The organism is Bradyrhizobium sp. CSA112, assembly GCF_029051645.1.
Lineage (GTDB): Bacteria > Pseudomonadota > Alphaproteobacteria > Rhizobiales > Xanthobacteraceae > Bradyrhizobium.
Map to the genome: position 1 here is coordinate 88,556 of NZ_JAACFS010000019.1, position 17,432 is coordinate 105,987.

At 62.5% G+C, this 17,432-nt stretch carries 20 protein-coding genes; 5 read left to right on the forward strand and 15 right to left on the reverse strand.

Translation table 11 applies throughout. The features are described 5' to 3' along the window. Window positions 1-54: 54 nt before the first annotated feature. From GWE18_RS26455 to GWE18_RS26500, 10 genes are all read right to left on the reverse strand, one after another. Window positions 55-1,329, reverse strand: coding sequence for an ABC transporter substrate-binding protein (locus GWE18_RS26455; RefSeq protein ID WP_275188625.1), 1,275 nt, complete (start codon window positions 1,327-1,329; stop codon window positions 55-57). A 30-nt stretch (window positions 1,330-1,359) separates the two neighbouring features. Continuing rightward, complete coding sequence (locus GWE18_RS26460; RefSeq protein WP_275188626.1) at window positions 1,360-2,196, reverse strand: carbohydrate ABC transporter permease; 837 nt, start codon at window positions 2,194-2,196, stop codon at window positions 1,360-1,362. Further along, entirely contained in the window at window positions 2,193-3,095 is a 903-nt protein-coding gene (locus GWE18_RS26465) for a sugar ABC transporter permease (protein ID WP_342804299.1), read from the reverse strand. Before GWE18_RS26465 ends, GWE18_RS26460 begins: the two co-directional genes overlap by 4 nt. A 40-nt stretch (window positions 3,096-3,135) precedes the next feature. Beyond that, window positions 3,136-4,293: an ABC transporter ATP-binding protein gene (locus GWE18_RS26470; protein WP_275188628.1), complete on the reverse strand. Its 1,158-nt coding sequence runs from the start codon at window positions 4,291-4,293 to the stop codon at window positions 3,136-3,138. A gap of 143 nt (window positions 4,294-4,436) precedes the next feature. Next, on the reverse strand, window positions 4,437-4,799 hold the full coding sequence (locus tag GWE18_RS26475; RefSeq protein WP_275188629.1) for a DUF1428 domain-containing protein: 363 nt from the start codon (window positions 4,797-4,799) through the stop codon (window positions 4,437-4,439). 139 nt (window positions 4,800-4,938) lie between these two features. After that, a complete protein-coding gene (locus GWE18_RS26480) occupies window positions 4,939-5,676 on the reverse strand; it encodes a thioredoxin family protein (RefSeq protein WP_275188630.1) in 738 nt (245 codons plus the stop codon). Window positions 5,677-5,691: 15 nt separating this feature from the next. Further along, the gene (locus GWE18_RS26485; protein ID WP_275188631.1) at window positions 5,692-6,033 is read right to left on the reverse strand and encodes an SRPBCC domain-containing protein; all 342 of its coding nucleotides are present in this window, start codon (window positions 6,031-6,033) and stop codon (window positions 5,692-5,694) included. Beyond that, window positions 6,033-6,503 carry a metalloregulator ArsR/SmtB family transcription factor gene (locus tag GWE18_RS26490; protein WP_275188632.1) on the reverse strand — a complete coding sequence of 157 codons (471 nt, stop codon included), beginning with the start codon at window positions 6,501-6,503 and terminating at the stop codon, window positions 6,033-6,035. Before GWE18_RS26490 ends, GWE18_RS26485 begins: the two co-directional genes overlap by 1 nt. Before the next feature lie 148 nt (window positions 6,504-6,651). Next, entirely contained in the window at window positions 6,652-6,906 is a 255-nt protein-coding gene (locus GWE18_RS26495) for a DUF3551 domain-containing protein (RefSeq protein ID WP_275188633.1), read from the reverse strand. Window positions 6,907-6,987: 81 nt separating this feature from the next. Beyond that, window positions 6,988-7,965 carry a tripartite tricarboxylate transporter substrate binding protein gene (locus GWE18_RS26500; protein ID WP_275188634.1) on the reverse strand — a complete coding sequence of 326 codons (978 nt, stop codon included), beginning with the start codon at window positions 7,963-7,965 and terminating at the stop codon, window positions 6,988-6,990. A gap of 151 nt (window positions 7,966-8,116) precedes the next feature. Here GWE18_RS26500 and GWE18_RS26505 point away from each other — a divergent pair, with 151 nt between their 5' ends. After that, entirely contained in the window at window positions 8,117-8,536 is a 420-nt protein-coding gene (locus GWE18_RS26505; RefSeq protein WP_275188635.1) for a VOC family protein, read from the forward strand. Between the two features lie 242 nt (window positions 8,537-8,778). Next, complete coding sequence (locus GWE18_RS26510; protein ID WP_275188636.1) at window positions 8,779-10,359, forward strand: AMP-binding protein; 1,581 nt, start codon at window positions 8,779-8,781, stop codon at window positions 10,357-10,359. A gap of 96 nt (window positions 10,360-10,455) precedes the next feature. Here GWE18_RS26510 and GWE18_RS26515 read toward each other — a convergent pair whose 3' ends face one another. Continuing rightward, window positions 10,456-11,553 carry an HD domain-containing phosphohydrolase gene (locus tag GWE18_RS26515; protein ID WP_275188637.1) on the reverse strand — a complete coding sequence of 366 codons (1,098 nt, stop codon included), beginning with the start codon at window positions 11,551-11,553 and terminating at the stop codon, window positions 10,456-10,458. A gap of 333 nt (window positions 11,554-11,886) precedes the next feature. On the opposite strand from GWE18_RS26515, the gene GWE18_RS26520 reads away from it, so the two are divergent. Genes GWE18_RS26520 through GWE18_RS26530 form a run of 3 tightly spaced genes read left to right on the forward strand, consistent with a single transcriptional unit; the run spans window position 11,887 to window position 13,743 of the window. After that, on the forward strand, window positions 11,887-12,675 hold the full coding sequence (locus GWE18_RS26520; protein ID WP_275188638.1) for an alpha/beta fold hydrolase: 789 nt from the start codon (window positions 11,887-11,889) through the stop codon (window positions 12,673-12,675). Then, entirely contained in the window at window positions 12,672-13,016 is a 345-nt protein-coding gene (locus GWE18_RS26525; protein ID WP_275188639.1) for a hypothetical protein, read from the forward strand. The genes GWE18_RS26520 and GWE18_RS26525 overlap by 4 nt, the downstream gene beginning before the upstream one ends. Window positions 13,017-13,071: 55 nt before the next feature. Next, a complete protein-coding gene (locus GWE18_RS26530; RefSeq protein WP_275188640.1) occupies window positions 13,072-13,743 on the forward strand; it encodes a dienelactone hydrolase family protein in 672 nt (223 codons plus the stop codon). A gap of 110 nt (window positions 13,744-13,853) precedes the next feature. Here the strand turns inward: GWE18_RS26530 and GWE18_RS26535 are convergent, their stop codons facing one another. From GWE18_RS26535 to GWE18_RS26550, 4 genes are all read right to left on the reverse strand, one after another. Beyond that, window positions 13,854-14,861 (reverse strand): tripartite tricarboxylate transporter substrate binding protein, encoded by a 1,008-nt coding sequence (locus GWE18_RS26535; RefSeq protein ID WP_275188641.1) that lies wholly within the window; start codon window positions 14,859-14,861, stop codon window positions 13,854-13,856. Window positions 14,862-15,211: 350 nt separating this feature from the next. Next, a complete protein-coding gene (locus GWE18_RS26540) occupies window positions 15,212-15,955 on the reverse strand; it encodes a polysaccharide biosynthesis/export family protein (protein ID WP_275188664.1) in 744 nt (247 codons plus the stop codon). A 260-nt stretch (window positions 15,956-16,215) separates the two neighbouring features. Next, the gene (gene msrA / locus GWE18_RS26545) at window positions 16,216-16,872 is read right to left on the reverse strand and encodes a peptide-methionine (S)-S-oxide reductase MsrA (protein WP_275188642.1); all 657 of its coding nucleotides are present in this window, start codon (window positions 16,870-16,872) and stop codon (window positions 16,216-16,218) included. A gap of 127 nt (window positions 16,873-16,999) precedes the next feature. Then, on the reverse strand, window positions 17,000-17,317 hold the full coding sequence (locus tag GWE18_RS26550) for a hypothetical protein (protein WP_275188643.1): 318 nt from the start codon (window positions 17,315-17,317) through the stop codon (window positions 17,000-17,002). Between the last annotated feature and the right edge of the window lie 115 nt (window positions 17,318-17,432).

Sequence of the window (17,432 nt, forward strand, 5' to 3'; positions counted from 1 at the left end):
GCTGCGGCGCAGCTAAGCGCACAGCAGCGGCCATGGACCGTCAGGTCGCCTATGTCAGCGGACCGAACCGACCGTCTTGGGCAGCAGCTTCTGCACGTCGGCCGTCATGTCTGATAGCACGGCCTCCGGCTCCTTGGCGCGGGCACCGGTGACGATGCTGTTGAGATGGTCCTTGATCACGTCGGTGATCTTGAGGCCGTTGTCGCCGGGGAAGGCGTACCATTTGGTCAGCAGCGCGAGCTGGCTGACCGCGGTGTAGTTGTTCGGATTCTTGACGTAGAAATCCTTCAGATAGACCTCGTTGGCGACCTTGTTCGGCGGCATGTAGCCGGTGGTTTCCGCCATGATGGCCGCACCCTTCGGGCCGGTCCAGAATTTCACGACTTCCCAGGCCGCATCGCGCTTGGCCTTGTCCTTGGCGAGGATCAGCACGACGTTGCCGCCCGCCGGCAGACGACCGTTGGGCGACACAACGTCGGGGAAAGTGTGGGTCTTCAGCGCGAACTTGCCGCCGATCATCTGCGTGGTCTTGTTGAGATCGGAGGTCGAGGTGATGTGAATGCCGGTCTTGCCGGCGGCGAAGGTCGCGCGCATCGCCGGCTGGTCGAGGTTGGGCATGCCGGCCTCGGTGACGAGGCGCGCCAGCATCTGAATAGCGAACTGGCCTTCCGGTCCGTTGAACGCCACCTTGTTTTCATCGGCGTTCAGCATGGAGCCGCCGCGCGCGAATACCGGCGCCTGCCACAGCCAGTTGCCGGTGATATCCCAGGCGTAGGTGATGCCGTTGATATCGGGGCCCAGCGCCTTGATCTTCCTGGCGAGATCGATCAGCCCGTCCCACGTCTTCGGCAGGTTGGCCGGATCGGCGCCTGCCTGCTTGGCCAGATCAAGGTTGACGTAGACGACCGGCAGCGAAATCGCGAACGGCAGCGCGTAGACCTTGCCGCTTGCCGTGCCGATATCGAACATCGCCTGGTGGAACCCCTGCTTGTCGAAATCCTTTTCCGCCGCGATGTAGCCGTCGAGTTCGGCCGGAATGTTCTTGTCGACCAGCACGCGGATGCGGTTGAGGCCCTGGAACGTCACGTCGGGCATCTGGTTGGTCACGGCCTCGCGCAGGACCTTCTGGGTGCCGTCCTCATAGGAATCGTACGGCGCGCGCAGCGTGACCTTGATGTCGGGCCGCACCTTGGCGAACTCCTCGATGATCCGCTTGTGCGTGCCCTCGAACAATTCGGCATAGGGGTACTGAACGACGACCTCGGTCTGCGCATGCGCGAGACCGGCGACAAGCGAAAGGGCGGCTCCGGCAATCCATGTTCTGAACATTGACGTCTCCTGAGGTTTGAAAAAACTCGGTTACTTGATGCCGGTGAGCGTGATGCCTTCGATGAAGCGCCGCTGGGCGAACAGGAAGGCGATGACCAGCGGGGCGATGATGACCATCGCTGCCGCCATCAGAGGGCCGTAATTGGTGCCGGCCTCATTGTTGCGAAAGTGCGCGACCGCAAGCGGCGGCGTCTGCAAGTGCTCGCTGTTCAGCACGATCAGCGGCCAGAAATAGTCGTTCCAGTGCGCGACCACCGAGAAGATGCCGAACGCCGTCACCGCCGGAATCGCGGTCGGCAGCATCACGCGCCAGACGATGCCGAACTCGGAAATCCCGTCCATCCGCGCCGCGTCGATCAGGTCGTCGGGCACGGTCTTGAAGAACTGGCGCATCAGGAAGATGCCGAATACCGAGATCGTGAACGGCAGCACCAGCGCTATGTAGCTATCCAGCACGCCCAGTTTGTGCAGCAGGAGAAACACCGGAATGGCGGTCGCCTGCGGCGGAATGAGGATGCAGAACACGACCAGCGCGAACAGGACGTCGCGCCCGAGGAAGCGCAGCTTTGCGAAAGCATAGGCGGCCGGCAGAGCGACCAGCACCTGAAGGGCGAAGATCGAGATCGTGACGATCAGCCCGTTGAGCAAGTAGCGCCACAGATCGGCCTTCGCAAAGGCGATCTTGAGATTGTCCCACAGCGCGAAGTGGTAGGGGATGAGATGCAGATCGGAAGAGAATATCTCGGTTTGCGGTTTTGACGCGGTCGACAGCATCCAGATGAAAGGAGTGAGCATGACGAGCGCGCCTGCGAGCAGCAGGACGTGCCGGACGAAGGACCAGGGATGAATGCGGCCCAGCACCCTCATGCGTAGTGCACTTCCCGTCTGCCGAGGACGGATTTGAGCAGCGTCAGTGACAGCACGAAGCCGAGAAACACGACCGTGACGGCAGCACCATATCCGGAGCGGAAGAACTCGAATCCTTCGGTGTACATCGTGTAGATCAGCACCTCGGACGATTTCGAAGGGCCGCCTTTGGTCAGCACCTGCACGGTATCGAACACCTGGAACGAACGGATCGCGGAGATCGCGACCACGAACAGGGTGACCGGGGCGAGCATCGGCCACGTCACCAGCCGAAAGCGCGCCCACGCGCTCTCGGCGCCGTCGATCTCGGCCGCGTCATAGAGGTGCTTCGGGATCGACACCAACCCGGCGAGGAACAGCACCATGTTGAAACCTGTGGCTTGCCAGATGCCGATCACACACAGCGAATAGAGCGCAGTGTCGCGGTCCTGCAGCCAGCTATGGCCTTGCAGTCCAGCGGCGCGCAGAAGCCCGTTCACCAGCCCGAACTGCGGGTGCAGCATGAATTCCCAGACGATCGCCATCGCGATCAGCGTTGCCATCACCGGAAGGAAGTAGACAGTGCGATAGAGGCTTCGCAGGCCGGTACCGCTCTGGATCAGGAGCGCGACGCCGAGCCCGAGCGCTACCGCACCCGGCACCACGATGGCGACATAGGTCAGCGTATTCTTCAGCGAAATCCAGAACACCCGGTCGGCGAACATCTCCTGATAGTTCGACAGCCCGATCCAGGAGAACGAAGGCGCGCCGAGCTGGTAGTCCGTAAGCGAGAGCGCGATGACGCCGGCGAGCGGTCCGAGCAGCATCATCAGCATCAGGATCAAGGCCGGCGCTGCCAGCGCGTAGGCGGCTCTCGATCGCCCAGCCGTGCGAGACCTGGCAAATATCCGCACACGCATGCGTGGCGCTGCCGCCACCTCTTGCAGCGTGGCGATGGCGTCAGACAATGGCCATCTCCCGTGGCCGCTCGATGCGCGACGGAACCGAAGTCGCGATGCGCTTGCCGCCGGCATCGAAAGCGCGAATCGCCTCCGGCGCAAAGCCATAGGAGGTTGCTGCGCCGATCGCCGGCAACTGGCTGGGATCGTTGACGCGAGCCACCACGGGCGCATTCATTCCCGCGCTGCCGATATGGACGAAGGCTTCCGATCCCAGATTTTCCAGATGCACGACGGTGCCGGAAAGGAGGCCGGACGCTCCGAGTTCAATCCGCTCCGGGCGGACGCAAACGCGACATTCGCCGGCCGGCGACGGCGTAGTCGCATGCAGGACATGTCCGAGCGCTTCCAGCCGGCCATCGCTGCGGACGCGGGCTGGAAACGCATTGACCTTCGGCGTGCCGATAAATTCGGCAACACGGATGTCGCTCGGGTCGTCATAGATGGCAGCCGGCGCACCCACCTGAATGAGCTCGCCGCCGATCATGACAGCAATCCGCCCCGACATGGTCATGGCTTCGGCCTGGTCATGGGTGACGTAGATGAAGGTCGTCTTGAGCTGGCGGTGCAATTGGGCGATCTCCGCGCGCATATGCACGCGAAGCTTGGCGTCGAGATTTGACAGCGGCTCGTCGAACAGAAATGCGCGAGGTTGACGCACGATGGCGCGACCGACCGCGACGCGCTGGCGCTGACCGCCGGATAATTGCCCGGGCTTGCGCTTCAATAGCGACGAAATCTCGAGTTGCCCGGCGACCCGCTCAACATCCTCACGAATAGTGCGCTCGGCGCGGCGGAGGCTCGGCATCAGCCGGCCGATCAGCGGCATCCGCTCCAGCACCGACAGCCGCTTCATCCGGAGCGGGACGGCGATATTGTCGAACACGCTGAGATGCGGATAGAGCGCGTAGGACTGGAACACCATCGCCAGATTGCGCGCACTCGGCCTGACGCCGTCAGCGTTGGCTCCGTCGATCCATATCTCGCCGGAGGACTGCGGCTCGAGGCCGGCGATGATGCGCAGCAGCGTGGATTTGCCGCATCCCGACGGGCCGACGAGCGAAATGAATTCACCGTTCTCGATCGTGAGATCGACGCCTTTCAGCACGTCGGCGCCGTCAAAAGCCTTGTGAAGAGCCCGAATCCCGATCTCGGCCATGTCAATCCGGTATCCGCAGGTGCGATACCGGATGTCCTAAAGGCCTTGTTTGACAGTTGTATCACAAGGGAACGAAGCAGGCGGGCTTGGCCCCAGCTTTCCACCGTGACCCGTGCATTTGCCGATGCACGGGCCAATCGCGCCTAAACCTTCACCAGGCTTTCGAAACCGCCAAAGATCATCCGCTTGCCGTCGAACGGCGGCTTCGCTTTCGGATCCATCATCTCGCTGAGCCGCGGATCCGCCATCACCTTGGCATTGATCTTGTCGCGCTGGGCGCGCGACTTGTAGGTGATCCAGGCGAACACGACGGTCTCGCCGGGCTTCAGCTTGACGCTGCGCGGGAACGAGGTGAACTTGCCGACCTTGACGTCCTCGGCCACCCATTCGCGATAATCCAGCGCGCCGTATTCGCGCCAGATCTTGCCGGCCTTCTTCGACAGGCGGGAGTAGGCTTCGAGATTCTTCTTTGGTACCGGGACGATGAAGCCGTCGACGTAGGGCATGCGGATTGCTCTCCGTTGTTTTCTTAAGAGCAGAAATGGCCCCGTCATTCCGGGGCGATGCGCAGCATCGAACCCGGAATCTCGAGATTCCGGGTCTGGTCCTTCGGACCATCCCGGAATGACGGGAATAACTGCTTGCTCAGCTATGACAGCAAGATGCCTGAACCTGTGACGGTTGGTATTGGTCACGTAGCCGCACCCAGTCCATCGGATATGGCAGGCCTTCCTCGTGGCGCCCGAGCGGGGTGAGGTCGAGATAGTGGTAGGCAGCGTTCATCATGTCGAGGCCGCGCGAAAAACAGGAATAGGTATGGAAGATGTTCCCGGCCTCGTCGCGATAAAATACGCTGATGCCCGGCGCCTCCTCGCCTCCGAAGGGAGTGGTGCCGAAATTATAGAGCGTGACGCCTGACTTGAGCTGCTCGGCCGTGAATGAGACACCGAAATCATAGTTGAACGCGTTGTCGCCGGACGACAGCCAGTCGAACGTCCAGCCCATGCGCTGCTTGAATGCGGCAAGCTTTTGCAGCGGCGCACGCGAGATCCCGACCATCGCGGTATCGCGGGCGGCGAGATGCGGAATCATGCGCTCGAACCCGTCGGCCCAGAACGAGCAGCTCTTGCAGGCCTCGTTCCAGTCGGGCGCGAACATCAAATGCTGCACCACGAGCTGGCTGCGTCCCTTGAAAAGGTCGCCGAGCGACATTTTGCCATTGGGCCCGTCGAACACATAATCCTTCTCGACCTTGACCCATGGCAGCGCGCGGCGCTCCTCGTTCAGGCGCTCGCGCGCCTTGGTGTATTCCTTCTCATGCGCAAGGTGCGCCTTGCGGGCGGCGATCCATTCCTCGCGGGAGACGATTGGGTTCGGCTGCATGGGCAGCTCCTCTGTTCAGACCAGGTAGCTTTCAAGCTTGCCGAGGAATTCCGTCCATCCGCGCTGGTGATTGTCGCGCGCTTTCTCATCGACGAACTGCGCGTGATTGAAGATCAGCAGCGAACCGCCGTCTTCCGGCTTGATCGAAATGGTCACCAGCGATTCCCGCTCCGGCGTGGAGTGCCACGCCCAGCTAAAGACCAGCCGCTGGTTCGGAACGACCTCGCGATAGACGCCGCCAACCTCGTTATAACTGCCGTTGGCGCTGAAGCTGATGCGGTATTGGCCGCCGACGCGCAGATCGATGTCGGCCCTGACCGAGCCCTCCTCAACCGACGCCGGCCCGAACCATTGCACTAGCTTTTGCGGGTCGGCCCACGCGGCGTAGACTTTTTCGGGCGCCGCGTTGAACCGGCGCGTGAGCGTGAGACTGGGGCGCGCGGCGAGTTCGGCGTCGCTGATAGCATCGTGCTTGGCAAGGCTTGACTGGGTGGCCATGGGTCTTCCTCCACAAAAGCGGTAAGGCGGTCGAGCGCGTCGGACCAGAAGCGCCGGTAGCGGTTAAGCCAGTCCATCGCCTGCTCCATCGGCTGGGCAGTCAACCGGCACGCGACCGTGCGGCCGGTCTTTTCGCGCGCAATCAACCCGGCATCCGACAGCACATCGAGATGCTTCATGATCGCAGGCAGCGACATCGAAAACGGTTGCGCCAGTTCGCTGATCGACAGGCTTTCGCGCTCGCCGAGTCGCGCCAGCAGCGCGCGCCTGGTCGGATCGGACAGCGCGGCAAAGGTACGATCGAGAATTTCTTCTTGATACTTAACCATATGGTTTAGTATAGGCACAAAAGAAACGCCGTCAAGCCGGCGTTTGCATCACGAAGTCGAGAGTGGCAACAGAGGCGTGGATGGCCGGATCGTTCAGCGCGAACAGCGCTCTCGCCCGGCCATCATGCAGGAGGATTGCAAGGAGCGATCAATAATCCCGATAAACCCGCATCCGCCGCTGCTGTCCATAGGCGAAGCGCGGATTGACGTTGCAGTAGAGCCCGCGACCCGACGCCGATGCCATGCACTGACCATAGCTGCTGTAGGAGCAGTCGCCAGGAATGCCGATGGTCCGACCCTGAAGGCAATAGGGATAGTCATACGCCGCCGCGGGTGAACTGCCCGCGACGGTGGCGACTGTCGTCACCGTCAGCGCCAATGTCGCTAATACTGCATTGCGCATCATCGATCTCCTTTACATGACGCAAGCCGCGTCGTCTTTGCCATAAAACACCGCGGCTGCGCCTATGTTCCGTGAGGTAGATCACTGCACTTTTTCGACCTTAGCTTCCTGGATCACCTTCTTCCACTTGTCGGTTTCGGCCACGATCATCGCACCGAACGCTTCCGGCGGCCCGATCAGCGGTTCGCCGCCGAGGTCGAGCAGGCGCGCCTTGATCGCCGGCTCGGCGAGCACGGCGTTGATCTCCTTGTTCAGCTTCTCGATGACCGCCTTTGGCGTGTTCTTCGGTGCTCCCACGCCGAACAGCGCGCTCGCCTCGTAGCCAGGGATGGTGTCGGCGAGAACCGGCACGTCAGGCAACAGCGGCGACCGCGCAGTACCGGTGACCGCCAGCGCCCGCACCGAGCCGGCGCGGACATGCTGGAGAATCGAGGGCATGTTGTCGAAGATCAACTGGACCTGGCCGCCGAGCAGATCGGTGATCGCCGGCGCGGCGCCGCGATAGGGCACGTGCTGCATCTTGGCGCCGGACATCGCCATGAACATTTCGCCGGACAGATGCACCGACGTGCCGTTGCCCGACGACGCCAAGTTCACCTTGCCGGGATTGGCTTTCACATAGGCAATGAACTCGGCGGCCGTCTTGGCCGGCACGTCCTTGTTGACCGTCATCACGTTCGGCACGCGGTTGAACGCGGCAATCGGCGCAATATCGCGAACGACGTTGAATTTCAGATTGGCGTAGAGCGTGGCGTTGATGTAGTTCGCCGGATTGACGAACAGCAGGGTGTAGCCATCGGGCTCGGCGTTGATCACCGATTCGGTAGCGATATTGTTACCGGCGCCAGGCTTGTTCTCGATCACGAATTGCTGGCCGAGCCGTTCCGAGAGCCGCTGGCCGAGCAGCCGCGCGATGATATCGGTCGCGCCGCCCGGCGGATATCCGACGATCCATTTCACCGGTCGGGTCGGGTAATCCTGCGCCGAAGCGCTGCCCATCGGGGCGACGGCAGAAAGACCGATGACGGCCAGACAAATCGCAGTACGGCGTGAAATCATAAAACTTCTCCTTGGAGGCCGGGATTCAAAGCCCAGTCCGTTTCTATTGAGGCGCGGTTCTATTGAACCGAACGCGGCGCGCGTTGTAACAAACAAACCCCGGTACGGCCAGTGCGACCCGGCGCCTTCGACCGCGACGAAAGGATAAGGCATGTCTGTCAGGGTTAACGCTCTCGACCATCTCGTCATCAACGTGTCCGATGTGGCCCGATCGGCCGAGTGGTACCGGAAAATTCTCGGAATGGAGGTCAAGGTGTTCGATCCCGGTCCCGGCAAGACGCCGCGAACCTCGCTGGTGTTCGGCAACCAGAAGATCAATGTGCGACCGCGCGATGCCGACAAGATCGAATGGTTTACGGCTGATAACGAAACCGCCGGCAGCGACGATCTGTGCTTCCTGACGTCGAGCACGCCGGACCAGGTCGTGGCGCATCTGAAGGCCAACGGGGTCAGAATCGAGGAAGGCCCGGTCGCCAAACAGGGCACCCGCGGCACGCTGCGATCGGTCTATTGCCGCGATCCGGACGGGAGTTTGATCGAGATTTCGTCGTATGAGGATGGGGCGAAGTAGGCGCTGCTTCCTCCCCGTCATTGCGAGCGAAGCGAAGCAATCGAAGTCTTCTGTCATTCCGGGATGGTCCGAAGGACCAGACCGGGAATCTCGAGATTCTCCGGTGCGCAATTGCGCACCATAGTTCGATGCTGCGCATCGCCCCGGAATGACCGCCCCGATTTGCCCATCGCGCCTTCCGATGGCAGAACTACTCCCAAGCAAGAACCAAAGCCGCCACAACGCGGCGCGGGAGGACATCCATGCCGATTTCACAGGCAGCGCCGGGCATTGTCGGACCATTCGCAGGCCTCGACGTGCCCTGGCTGCTGCGGATGCGGGCCGAAAGCCGCCGCAACCACCCGTTCCTGATCTGGGCGCCGTTCGAGGGGCGGGCGCGGAAATGGTCCTACGGCGAATTTCACGAGCGCGTCGGACAGCTTTCCGCGGGCCTCGCCAAGCGGGGCGTCAAGCCCGGCGAATATGTGCTGATCCATCTCGACAATTGCATCGAGGCCATGCTGGCCTGGTTTGCCTGCGTCGAACTCGGCGCGATTGCCGTCACCACCAACACCCGCTCGGCGGCAGCCGAGATGGAATATTTCGCCGGCCATTGCGGCGCAGTCGCCGCCATCACCCAACCTGCTTACGCCGAGCTGATCTCGGCCAATTGCCGAAGCCTGCGCTGGATCGCTGTCATTTCGCATGATGCCGGCAGCACGCCTGCGCAAAGCACGCCGCGCGGCGACAGTTTTGAGCAGCTCTTCGCCGACAGCGCCGACCGGCCGCGCCGTATGACCGATCCGTTCGCGCCATGCAGCGTTCAATACACGTCGGGCACCACGTCGCGCCCAAAGGCGGTGTTGTGGACGCATGCCAACGCATTGTGGGGCGCCAAGATCAACGCCGCGCATGAAGACCTGCACGCCGCCGACGTGCACCAGACCTATCTCCCGCTGTTTCACACCAACGCGCTGGCCTATTCGATGCTGGCGACGCTGTGGGTTGGCGCGAGTTGCGTGATCCAGCCGCGGTTTTCCGCCAGCCGCTTCTGGGGCGTGGCGCTCGCGCACAATTGCACCTGGACCTCGACGATCCCGTTCTGCATGAAGGCGCTGCTGGAGCATGAGATTCCGAAGAGCCATACGTTCCGGCTCTGGGGCACCGCGGTATCCGAGCCGCCGCCGTTTGCCGCCTTTGGTGTCAAGACGATCGGCTGGTGGGGCATGACCGAAACCATCACCCACGGCATCGTCGGCGAGGTCGACCAGCCCAATATTCCGATGTCGATCGGGCGCGCCGCGCCGGAATATCAGATCCGCATCGTCGAGGACGACGGCACGCCGACAGGCGTCGGCGACACCGGCAATCTCCTGATCAAGGGCATTCCCGGCCTGTCGCTGTTTTCAGAATATCTGCACAACGAAAAGGCGACGCGCGAAAGTTTTGACGAGCACGGCTATTTCATCACCGGCGACCGCGTCACGCTGCTGGAGAACGGCTTCATCCGCTTCGGCGACCGCACCAAGGACATGCTCAAGGTCGGCGGCGAGAATGTCGCGGCGTCCGAGATCGAGCAGGTGATTGCGGTAGTGCCCGGCGTGCGCGAGGCCGCCGTTGTGGCGAAGAAGCATCCGATGCTCGATGAAGTGCCGGTCGTGTTCATCATTCCGCAGGCCGGCGTCAAGGACGCACCGGCCGATCTGCACGACACCGTGATGGCCGCCTGCCGAAGCGGGCTCGCCGATTTCAAGGTGCCGCGCGAAATCCATTTCGTCGACGACATGCCGCGCTCGACGCTGGAGAAGGTGGCAAAGGCGGAGTTAAGGAAGATGTTGGAATGAAGAGATGTCGTTCCGGGGCGGTGCGAAGCACCGAACCCGGAACCTCGAGATTCCGGGTTCGCGCTGTCGCGCGCCCCGGAATGACCGCAGCAGGAATCAATAATACCCGAACGCCACCGGGCGGAAGGCGTGCAGCAAATGCTGGTCGAGCTTGTCGCCCATTTCTTCCATCATGCCGAACGCCCGGGCGTGGGTGAACTGCAGACGGTAGGCGCGCTTTTCGACCAGGGCCGCATAGATATCCACGATCGTGGTCAGCCTCACGATGTCGCTGATCTGCTTGCCGCTGAGGCCGTTGGGGTAGCCGGTGCCGTCGAGGAACTCGTGGTGGTGCAGCACCACGTCGAGCATTTCAGGCGGGAAACCGCCTTGCGCGGCCAGGGCGTCATAGCCGCGGCGCGGATGCTGGCGCATCTCTTCCATCTCTTCCAGCGTCAGCGGGCCCGGCTTGTCCAGGATCGCCACCGGAATGAACGCCTTGCCGACGTCGTGCAGCAGCGCGGCCCGGGCCAGACGGCGCTGGTCGTCCTCGCGCATGCCGAGGTGCTGCGCGTACGCGACCGCAAAACCGGTGACAAAGAGACAATGACGGTAGCTGCCGCTGTGATGGCAGCCGACGGTCGTCAGCCACTCCCGCAAGGACGAATGCTTGATCGCCTTGAGAATCTTGTTCTCGGCCTCGACGATGTCGCTGAATTTCAGGGGAACGCCGGCCGGAATCTTTTCGAAAATCTTGACCATCACGGCATGCGCCGCCTCGACGCCCCGGTTCAGGGCCTTGCCGCGGTCGGTCTCGTCATATCCGTCGCTGTCGGGAAACGCGGCGCGGATCCGCTGCAGGATACCTTGCGCGTCGAACGGCCGCGCGATCGTGTCGGTGGCGCCGAGCGCCCATGCCTGCATCGATCCGTGGTGAAGCGCGTCAGCCAGCACGAACAGCCGCGGCATTTCGCGATAGGCTTCGGTCCGCAGCTTGTTGCGCACCAATTGCACGCTCTCGGCGGAGCGCAGGTTGATGTCGACCACGATCCCGGCGAGGTCGCGCTCCGGCGCGTCGGGAATATCTGAAGTCGCTATTGTGTCGACCTGACCGACCGATCGCAGAATGCTGGCGAGTTCGCTGCTTTGATCGCTCCGATCCGAAGCCAGCAACAGCCGGCGTTTTGTCGAAGTCTTGTTGGCTATCGATGTCATGAAACCCCAGACCCCTAGTGGTGATGACCTGCAACCGAAGCTAGCGGAAAATGGGTTCCCCGCGGCTTAAGAGGGATGCTGAACACGAACTACCGTAGACGCTAAAATTTTACCGATCCGGTTTGCAATGCGCCGCGTCCAGACCGTCATCCTCTGCAAAAAACACATTCGCGAGCCGCGGTTTGTGCGCCGCGGCAATGTCTGTCACGTGCCTTGTCAATCAAGCGGGGCGCCGTAGACGCACATTCCGTTTCCGCATTTCCCAACGGCGCACCGATCGCGCTAGGATGAAGCGAGATCGGAATTTCGAGCTGTTTGCTCTGGGAAATCGCAATGCCGACAATCGATCGCGACGGGGTCAGCATCCACTACGAGGTTCACGGCTCCGGCCCACCGCTATTGCTCACCCACGGCTATTCATCGACCAGTGAGATGTGGGAGGGCCAGATCGCGGCCCTGTCGAAACACTACAAGCTCGTGTTGTGGGACATGCGCGGCCATGGCCAATCCGATTATCCCGATGATCCCGCGGCCTACAGCGAAGCATTGACGGTCGCCGACATGGCGGCGCTGCTCGATGCCGTCGGTGCCGGGACGGCGATCGTCGGCGGGCTCTCGCTCGGCGGCTACATGTCGCTGGCGTTTTACCGCGCCCATCCGGACCGCGTGCGCGCGCTGCTGATCATCGACACCGGCCCGGGCTTCAAGAAGGATGAGGCCCGCGAGGTCTGGAACAAGCGCGCGCATGATACCGGCGACCGCTTCGAGCGCGAGGGACTGGAAGTCCTGAAATCGGCCAGCCGGGAACGTTCCAGCGTCACCCATAGAGATGCATCGGGACTGGCGCGCGCCGCACGTGGCATGCTGACCCAGCGCGATGCCCGCGTGATCGAGACGCTTCCGGATATCAAGGTGCCGTCGCTGATCGTGGTCGGCGCCGACGACACGCCGTTCCTCGCCGCCTCCGACTACATGGCGGCCAAGATTCCCGGCGCGCAGAAGGTGGTGATCCCGGCCGCCGGCCACGCCGTCAACATCGACCAGCCGCAGGCATTCATCGATGCCGTGCTGCCGTTCCTTGACGGCCTCGATACCAAGGCAACCACGAAGGCCGCGTCATGAAGATAGTCGCTGTGGCCCTCGCCCTGCTCGCAGGCAGCTTTACGCAAGCTGCCGCGCAAAAACTGCCGCCGATCGGCGGCCCCTACCCGCCACCTTTCACCGAGACGCTCTCGAACAACACGCCACTCGCGTTCGGCATGGACGCCGACGAAGCCGCGCGTGCGCTCGGCACCCCGCTCAATTACGTTCGCGGCCGACCCGGCGAGGAAATCTTCCTCGCATTCCGCAACATCGGCGGCAGCGGATTGTTCTACAAGAAGGACCGGCTGTTTCTGCAATTCCGTAAAGGTCGCCTGGCCGGCTGGAAGGGCGACTGGGGCCATAATTGGATGTGGCAGTAGCCTCCGCACATTCACGCAACCGACTTCGTGCGACCCAAAACAAGAAGGATGACCCGTGGGACAGGATATCAAGCTGACGGCTTCGGACGGTTTCAAACTGGGCGGCTATCGTGCCGACCCCACAGGCACGCCGAAAGCGGCCATCGTAGTGATCCAGGAGATCTTTGGCGTCAATCACCATATCCGCTCGGTCTGCGATCGGCTGGCCGGCGAAGGCTATGTCGCGATTGCGCCGTCGATCTTCGATCGCACCCAGCCGGATTTCCAGTGCGGCTATTCGCCTGACGAGATTGCGACGGCGCGAAAGTTCATCGCCAATCCCGATTGGGCCGCGATGCTGCGCGATACCCAGGCCGCGATTGATGCCGTAAAAGATGCCGGTCCGGTCGGCATCATCGGCTTCTGCCTCGGCGGCAGCGTCGCCTATGCTGCGGCGACCAAGCTGTCGGGACTATCGGTCGCGGTCGGCTATTACGGCGGCGCCATCGTCCGCTTTGCCGATGACAAGCCGAAGGTGCCGACGCAACTGCATTTCGGCGAAAAGGATGCGGGCATTTCGCTGACCGATGTCGAAACCATCAAGGCCAAGCGGCCGGAAGTCGAAGTCCATATCTATCCCGGCGCGCAACACGGGTTTCACTGCGACGAGCGCGCAAGCTACGACAAGGCCAGCGCCGACATCGCCTGGCCGCGCAGCCTGACGTTTTTCGCCAAGCATTTGAAGTGACGCCCGGAGGGCGTCATTCCGGGGCGCGCGTCTTCGCGCGAACCCGGAATCTCGAGATTCCGGGTCTGGTCCTTCGGACCATCCCGGAATGACGGCTTGCAACGAACGCCTCACTCGCCCTTGACGCCGGTTGCCTTCACGACATCGGCCCACCGTTCGTAATCGCGGCGCAGGACCTTCTCGAACGTTTCCGCCGATCCGCCCACCGGTATGAGGCTGAGCGTCTCGATCCCGGCGACGCCCTCGGGCGAAGCGATGATGCGGGCGAGTTCGTCCGAAAGCTTCTTCACGATCTCCTTGGGTGTCGCGGCGGGCACGAACACGCCAAGCCAGCCTTCGATCTCAAAACCGGGGTAACCGAGTTCGGACATCGTCGGCACGTCGGGCAACGCTTTCCTGCGCTTCTCGCCGCCAACCGCCAGAGCCCGGAGCTTGCCCGCCTTGATTTGCGCGCTCGCCGTGGTCAGGTCCTGGAACGCGGAGGTAACCGTGTTGGCGAGCAAGTCGTTCGTGAGAGGCGCGGAGCCGCGATAGGGGACATGGGTCATGTCGATATTGGCGTTCTTCTTGAGCAACTCGCCGTAGAGGTGGGACGTGGTGGCGTTGCCGAAGGTGCCGTAAGGCTTGCCGGGGTTCGCCTTGGCATAATCGATCAGTTCCTTGACGGACTTGATCGGCTGCTGCTCTGGGACCACCAGAACGATGGTCGACAAGGCGATCTGAGTGACAGGCGCGAGATCCTTGAAGACATCGTAAGGGAGTTTCGCAACAAGGCTCGGCGCCTGAATAATCTGCGTGATGCCGATCAGCACGGTGTGGCCATCCGGCTGCGCCTTGGCCACGTGGTCGTTGCCGACCACGCCGCCGCCGCCCGACTTGTTCTCCACGACGACGGCTTGCTTCCACGACTCCGATAATTTGTTGGCAAGCAACCGGGCCAGGACGTCGGTGGCTCCGCCCGCGGGATACGGCACGACGAAGGTGATGCGCCGGCTCGGATAGGGCTCCGCCGCCGACACCGGATGCGAAGAGGCACACAAGGCCGATACGGCGATGGAAGCGAGCAACGCGGCCGCGGTCGCCGCGCGCACCACGCGAGCCGGCAAATGATAGTTCATGGTCATACTCCGGATTGCAGGCACTTAGCCGAACAATCCGGCGCGCCTAGATTTGACCACGTCCTTCTACATCGCTGCAGTGCAACTTGGAATAAGGTTTCGAATGCAGTCAGCGCATAGCGCTAATTTATCGCAACCAAAGCGGCTCGACACCAACGTACGGGCGCCAACGAGACCTCCAGGCACGTGCGAAGCCGCATGCCCGCTACTGCAAGTTAGATGCGGAAAGCAGAACCCGCTGGTGCGAAACGGATAATGAATTTTCTTGGTCAAATGCGAGGCATTTGCCTGACACAAATGCTCGAGAAAGAGCCCGATCGTGATGAAGATTCGATGAAACGTATCGCTTTCTAGAACCAGCGCTCGCTGACGAGCACAGTGTCGCCGGGACTGATCGGATTGGCGGGCGGGACGACGAAGCGCGACGTTCCCGAAGCACCGGTGTGGGTGACTGTGACGCGATCGCGCCGGGCGCGCGGCGAGAAGCCTCCGGCGATGGCGACCGCAGTTTCGGCCGTCATGTTCGGTACGTACGGATACTGTCCGGGTGCGGCGACCTCGCCGAGAATGAAGAACGGCCGATACGCCTCGATCTCCACGGCGACCGATGGTTCCCTGATGAAACCGCGGCGCAGCTTCGCTGATATCTCCGCCGCCAGTCCGGCCGTGGTACGGCCGCGCGCCGGCACCGAACCGATCAGCGGCATCGTAATCGAGCCGCCGGCGTCGATCGCGTAAGTGTTGGTCAGGCCTTCCTGACCGTAGACAACGACGCGCAGCTTGTCGCCGGCATCGAGATGATAGGCGCTGTCGTAGCGCACGGGTACCGGTTCGACGTGGGCCACGGGTGCGGCAACGACGACGGGTGCCGGCGCTGTGCGTGGCGCCGCGGCGAAGGCGGTGCGAAGCGCGCCGACGGCACCGCCGCCGGAATCGGCCGCGACCACCTGCGGCGGTGGCCTACCAGGCTGGCCATAGGCCATCTGGTCGAGATCGCCTTGCGGCGCGGCCGCAACCGGCCCGGTCGTGCGCATGCAGCCCGACAAAGCAAGCGCGGTGATGATCGCAGTGATCGGTAATCGAAACGCGCGCACAACCCGCACCGAAGCCATCCCTTGAAGCGAGATAGCTCCAGTCTTGCACCGGTTATGGTTAACAAAGGGTTTTGGGGAGAGGTGTGTGCGCGGTGAACTGGCGCGGATGCTCCCTCGCCCCGCTCTTGCGGGGAGAGGGTTGGGGTGAGGGGCCTCTCTCCGCGAATGAAATTGTCGAGATACCTGTACCCCTCACCCGCCGCGCAAGAGCGCGTCGACCTCTCCCCGCAAGCGGGGCGAGGTTTAGTCGGAAGCAACGATCAAGCAGTTACGCCGACGCCGATCGGGCACGACACGCCGGTGCCGCCCAATCCGCAATAGCCCGCCGGGTTCTTCGCGAGATATTGCTGATGATAGTCCTCGGCGAAATAGAATTCACCCGATGGCGCGATCTCGGTAGTGATGGCGCCGAGACCCTTCGCTGCCAGCGCTTTCTGGTACGCCGCCTTCGACGCGTCGGCGGCTTGGCGCTGCACGTCGCCGAAAGTGTAGATCGCCGAGCGATACTGGGTGCCGACATCGTTGCCCTGACGCATGCCCTGCGTCGGGTTGTGATTTTCCCAGAACGTCTTCAGGAGCTGCTCGTAGGCGATCTTCTTCGGATCGAACACGACCAACACCACTTCGGTGTGACCGGTGCGGCCCGAACAAACCTCTTCATAGGTCGGATTGGGCGTATGCCCGCCGGCATAGCCAACGGCGGTCGTATAGATGCCATCACCAAGCTCCCAGAACTTGCGCTCGGCGCCCCAGAAACAACCGAGGCCAAACACCGCCTGCTCGAGGCCCGCGGGATAAGGCGGCTGCAGCTTGCGGCCGTTGACGAAGTGCGTGGTGGCGGTCGGGATCGGGGTGGCGCGGCCCGGCAGCGCTTCGGCTGCGCTTGGCAATGCGGTGGTCTTGCGCATGAACAACATGGAGTACCTCCAGGCGGGACATCGGCGGACGCGACAACGGCGTCGGCCGGTCGGACTTCTATATATGTCGTTACGCCTGATGCCGCAGCCCTGTTACCCCGCCCCGGAGGCTGGAGCCGGCCGGGGGTCAGTCCCGCGAATAGCCGATCAACGGCTTGCGGGGCCGGAACAGGAGCATCAGCAGAATGCCCACCACGCCCAGCACGGCAAAAACCGGCTGATCCAGGAGGACCTTGATGACGCTGTTCCAGAGCCAGGGCACGGTGCCCTCGACCCAGGTCCGGAACGCAAGCTGACTGGACTGATGGACGTCATTCCAGAACTGGCCAAACCGGGTGAACCGCAGGGTCTGGTCGGCGACAAAACGGGCCCCGTCATAGACCATAAAGATGAATCCGCCGGCCAGGAGCAGCAGGCCGATAAGCCGGAAAAAACCGCGGATCATGCGTCACCTTATACCTATCGCCCCCAAATGGCCGTCAGCCAATACCGGGGGCATCCCGGAAATTCAACCTCATCAGCACCTTACGCGCCCATTTCCGCCCCCGACCCGGCCGTTC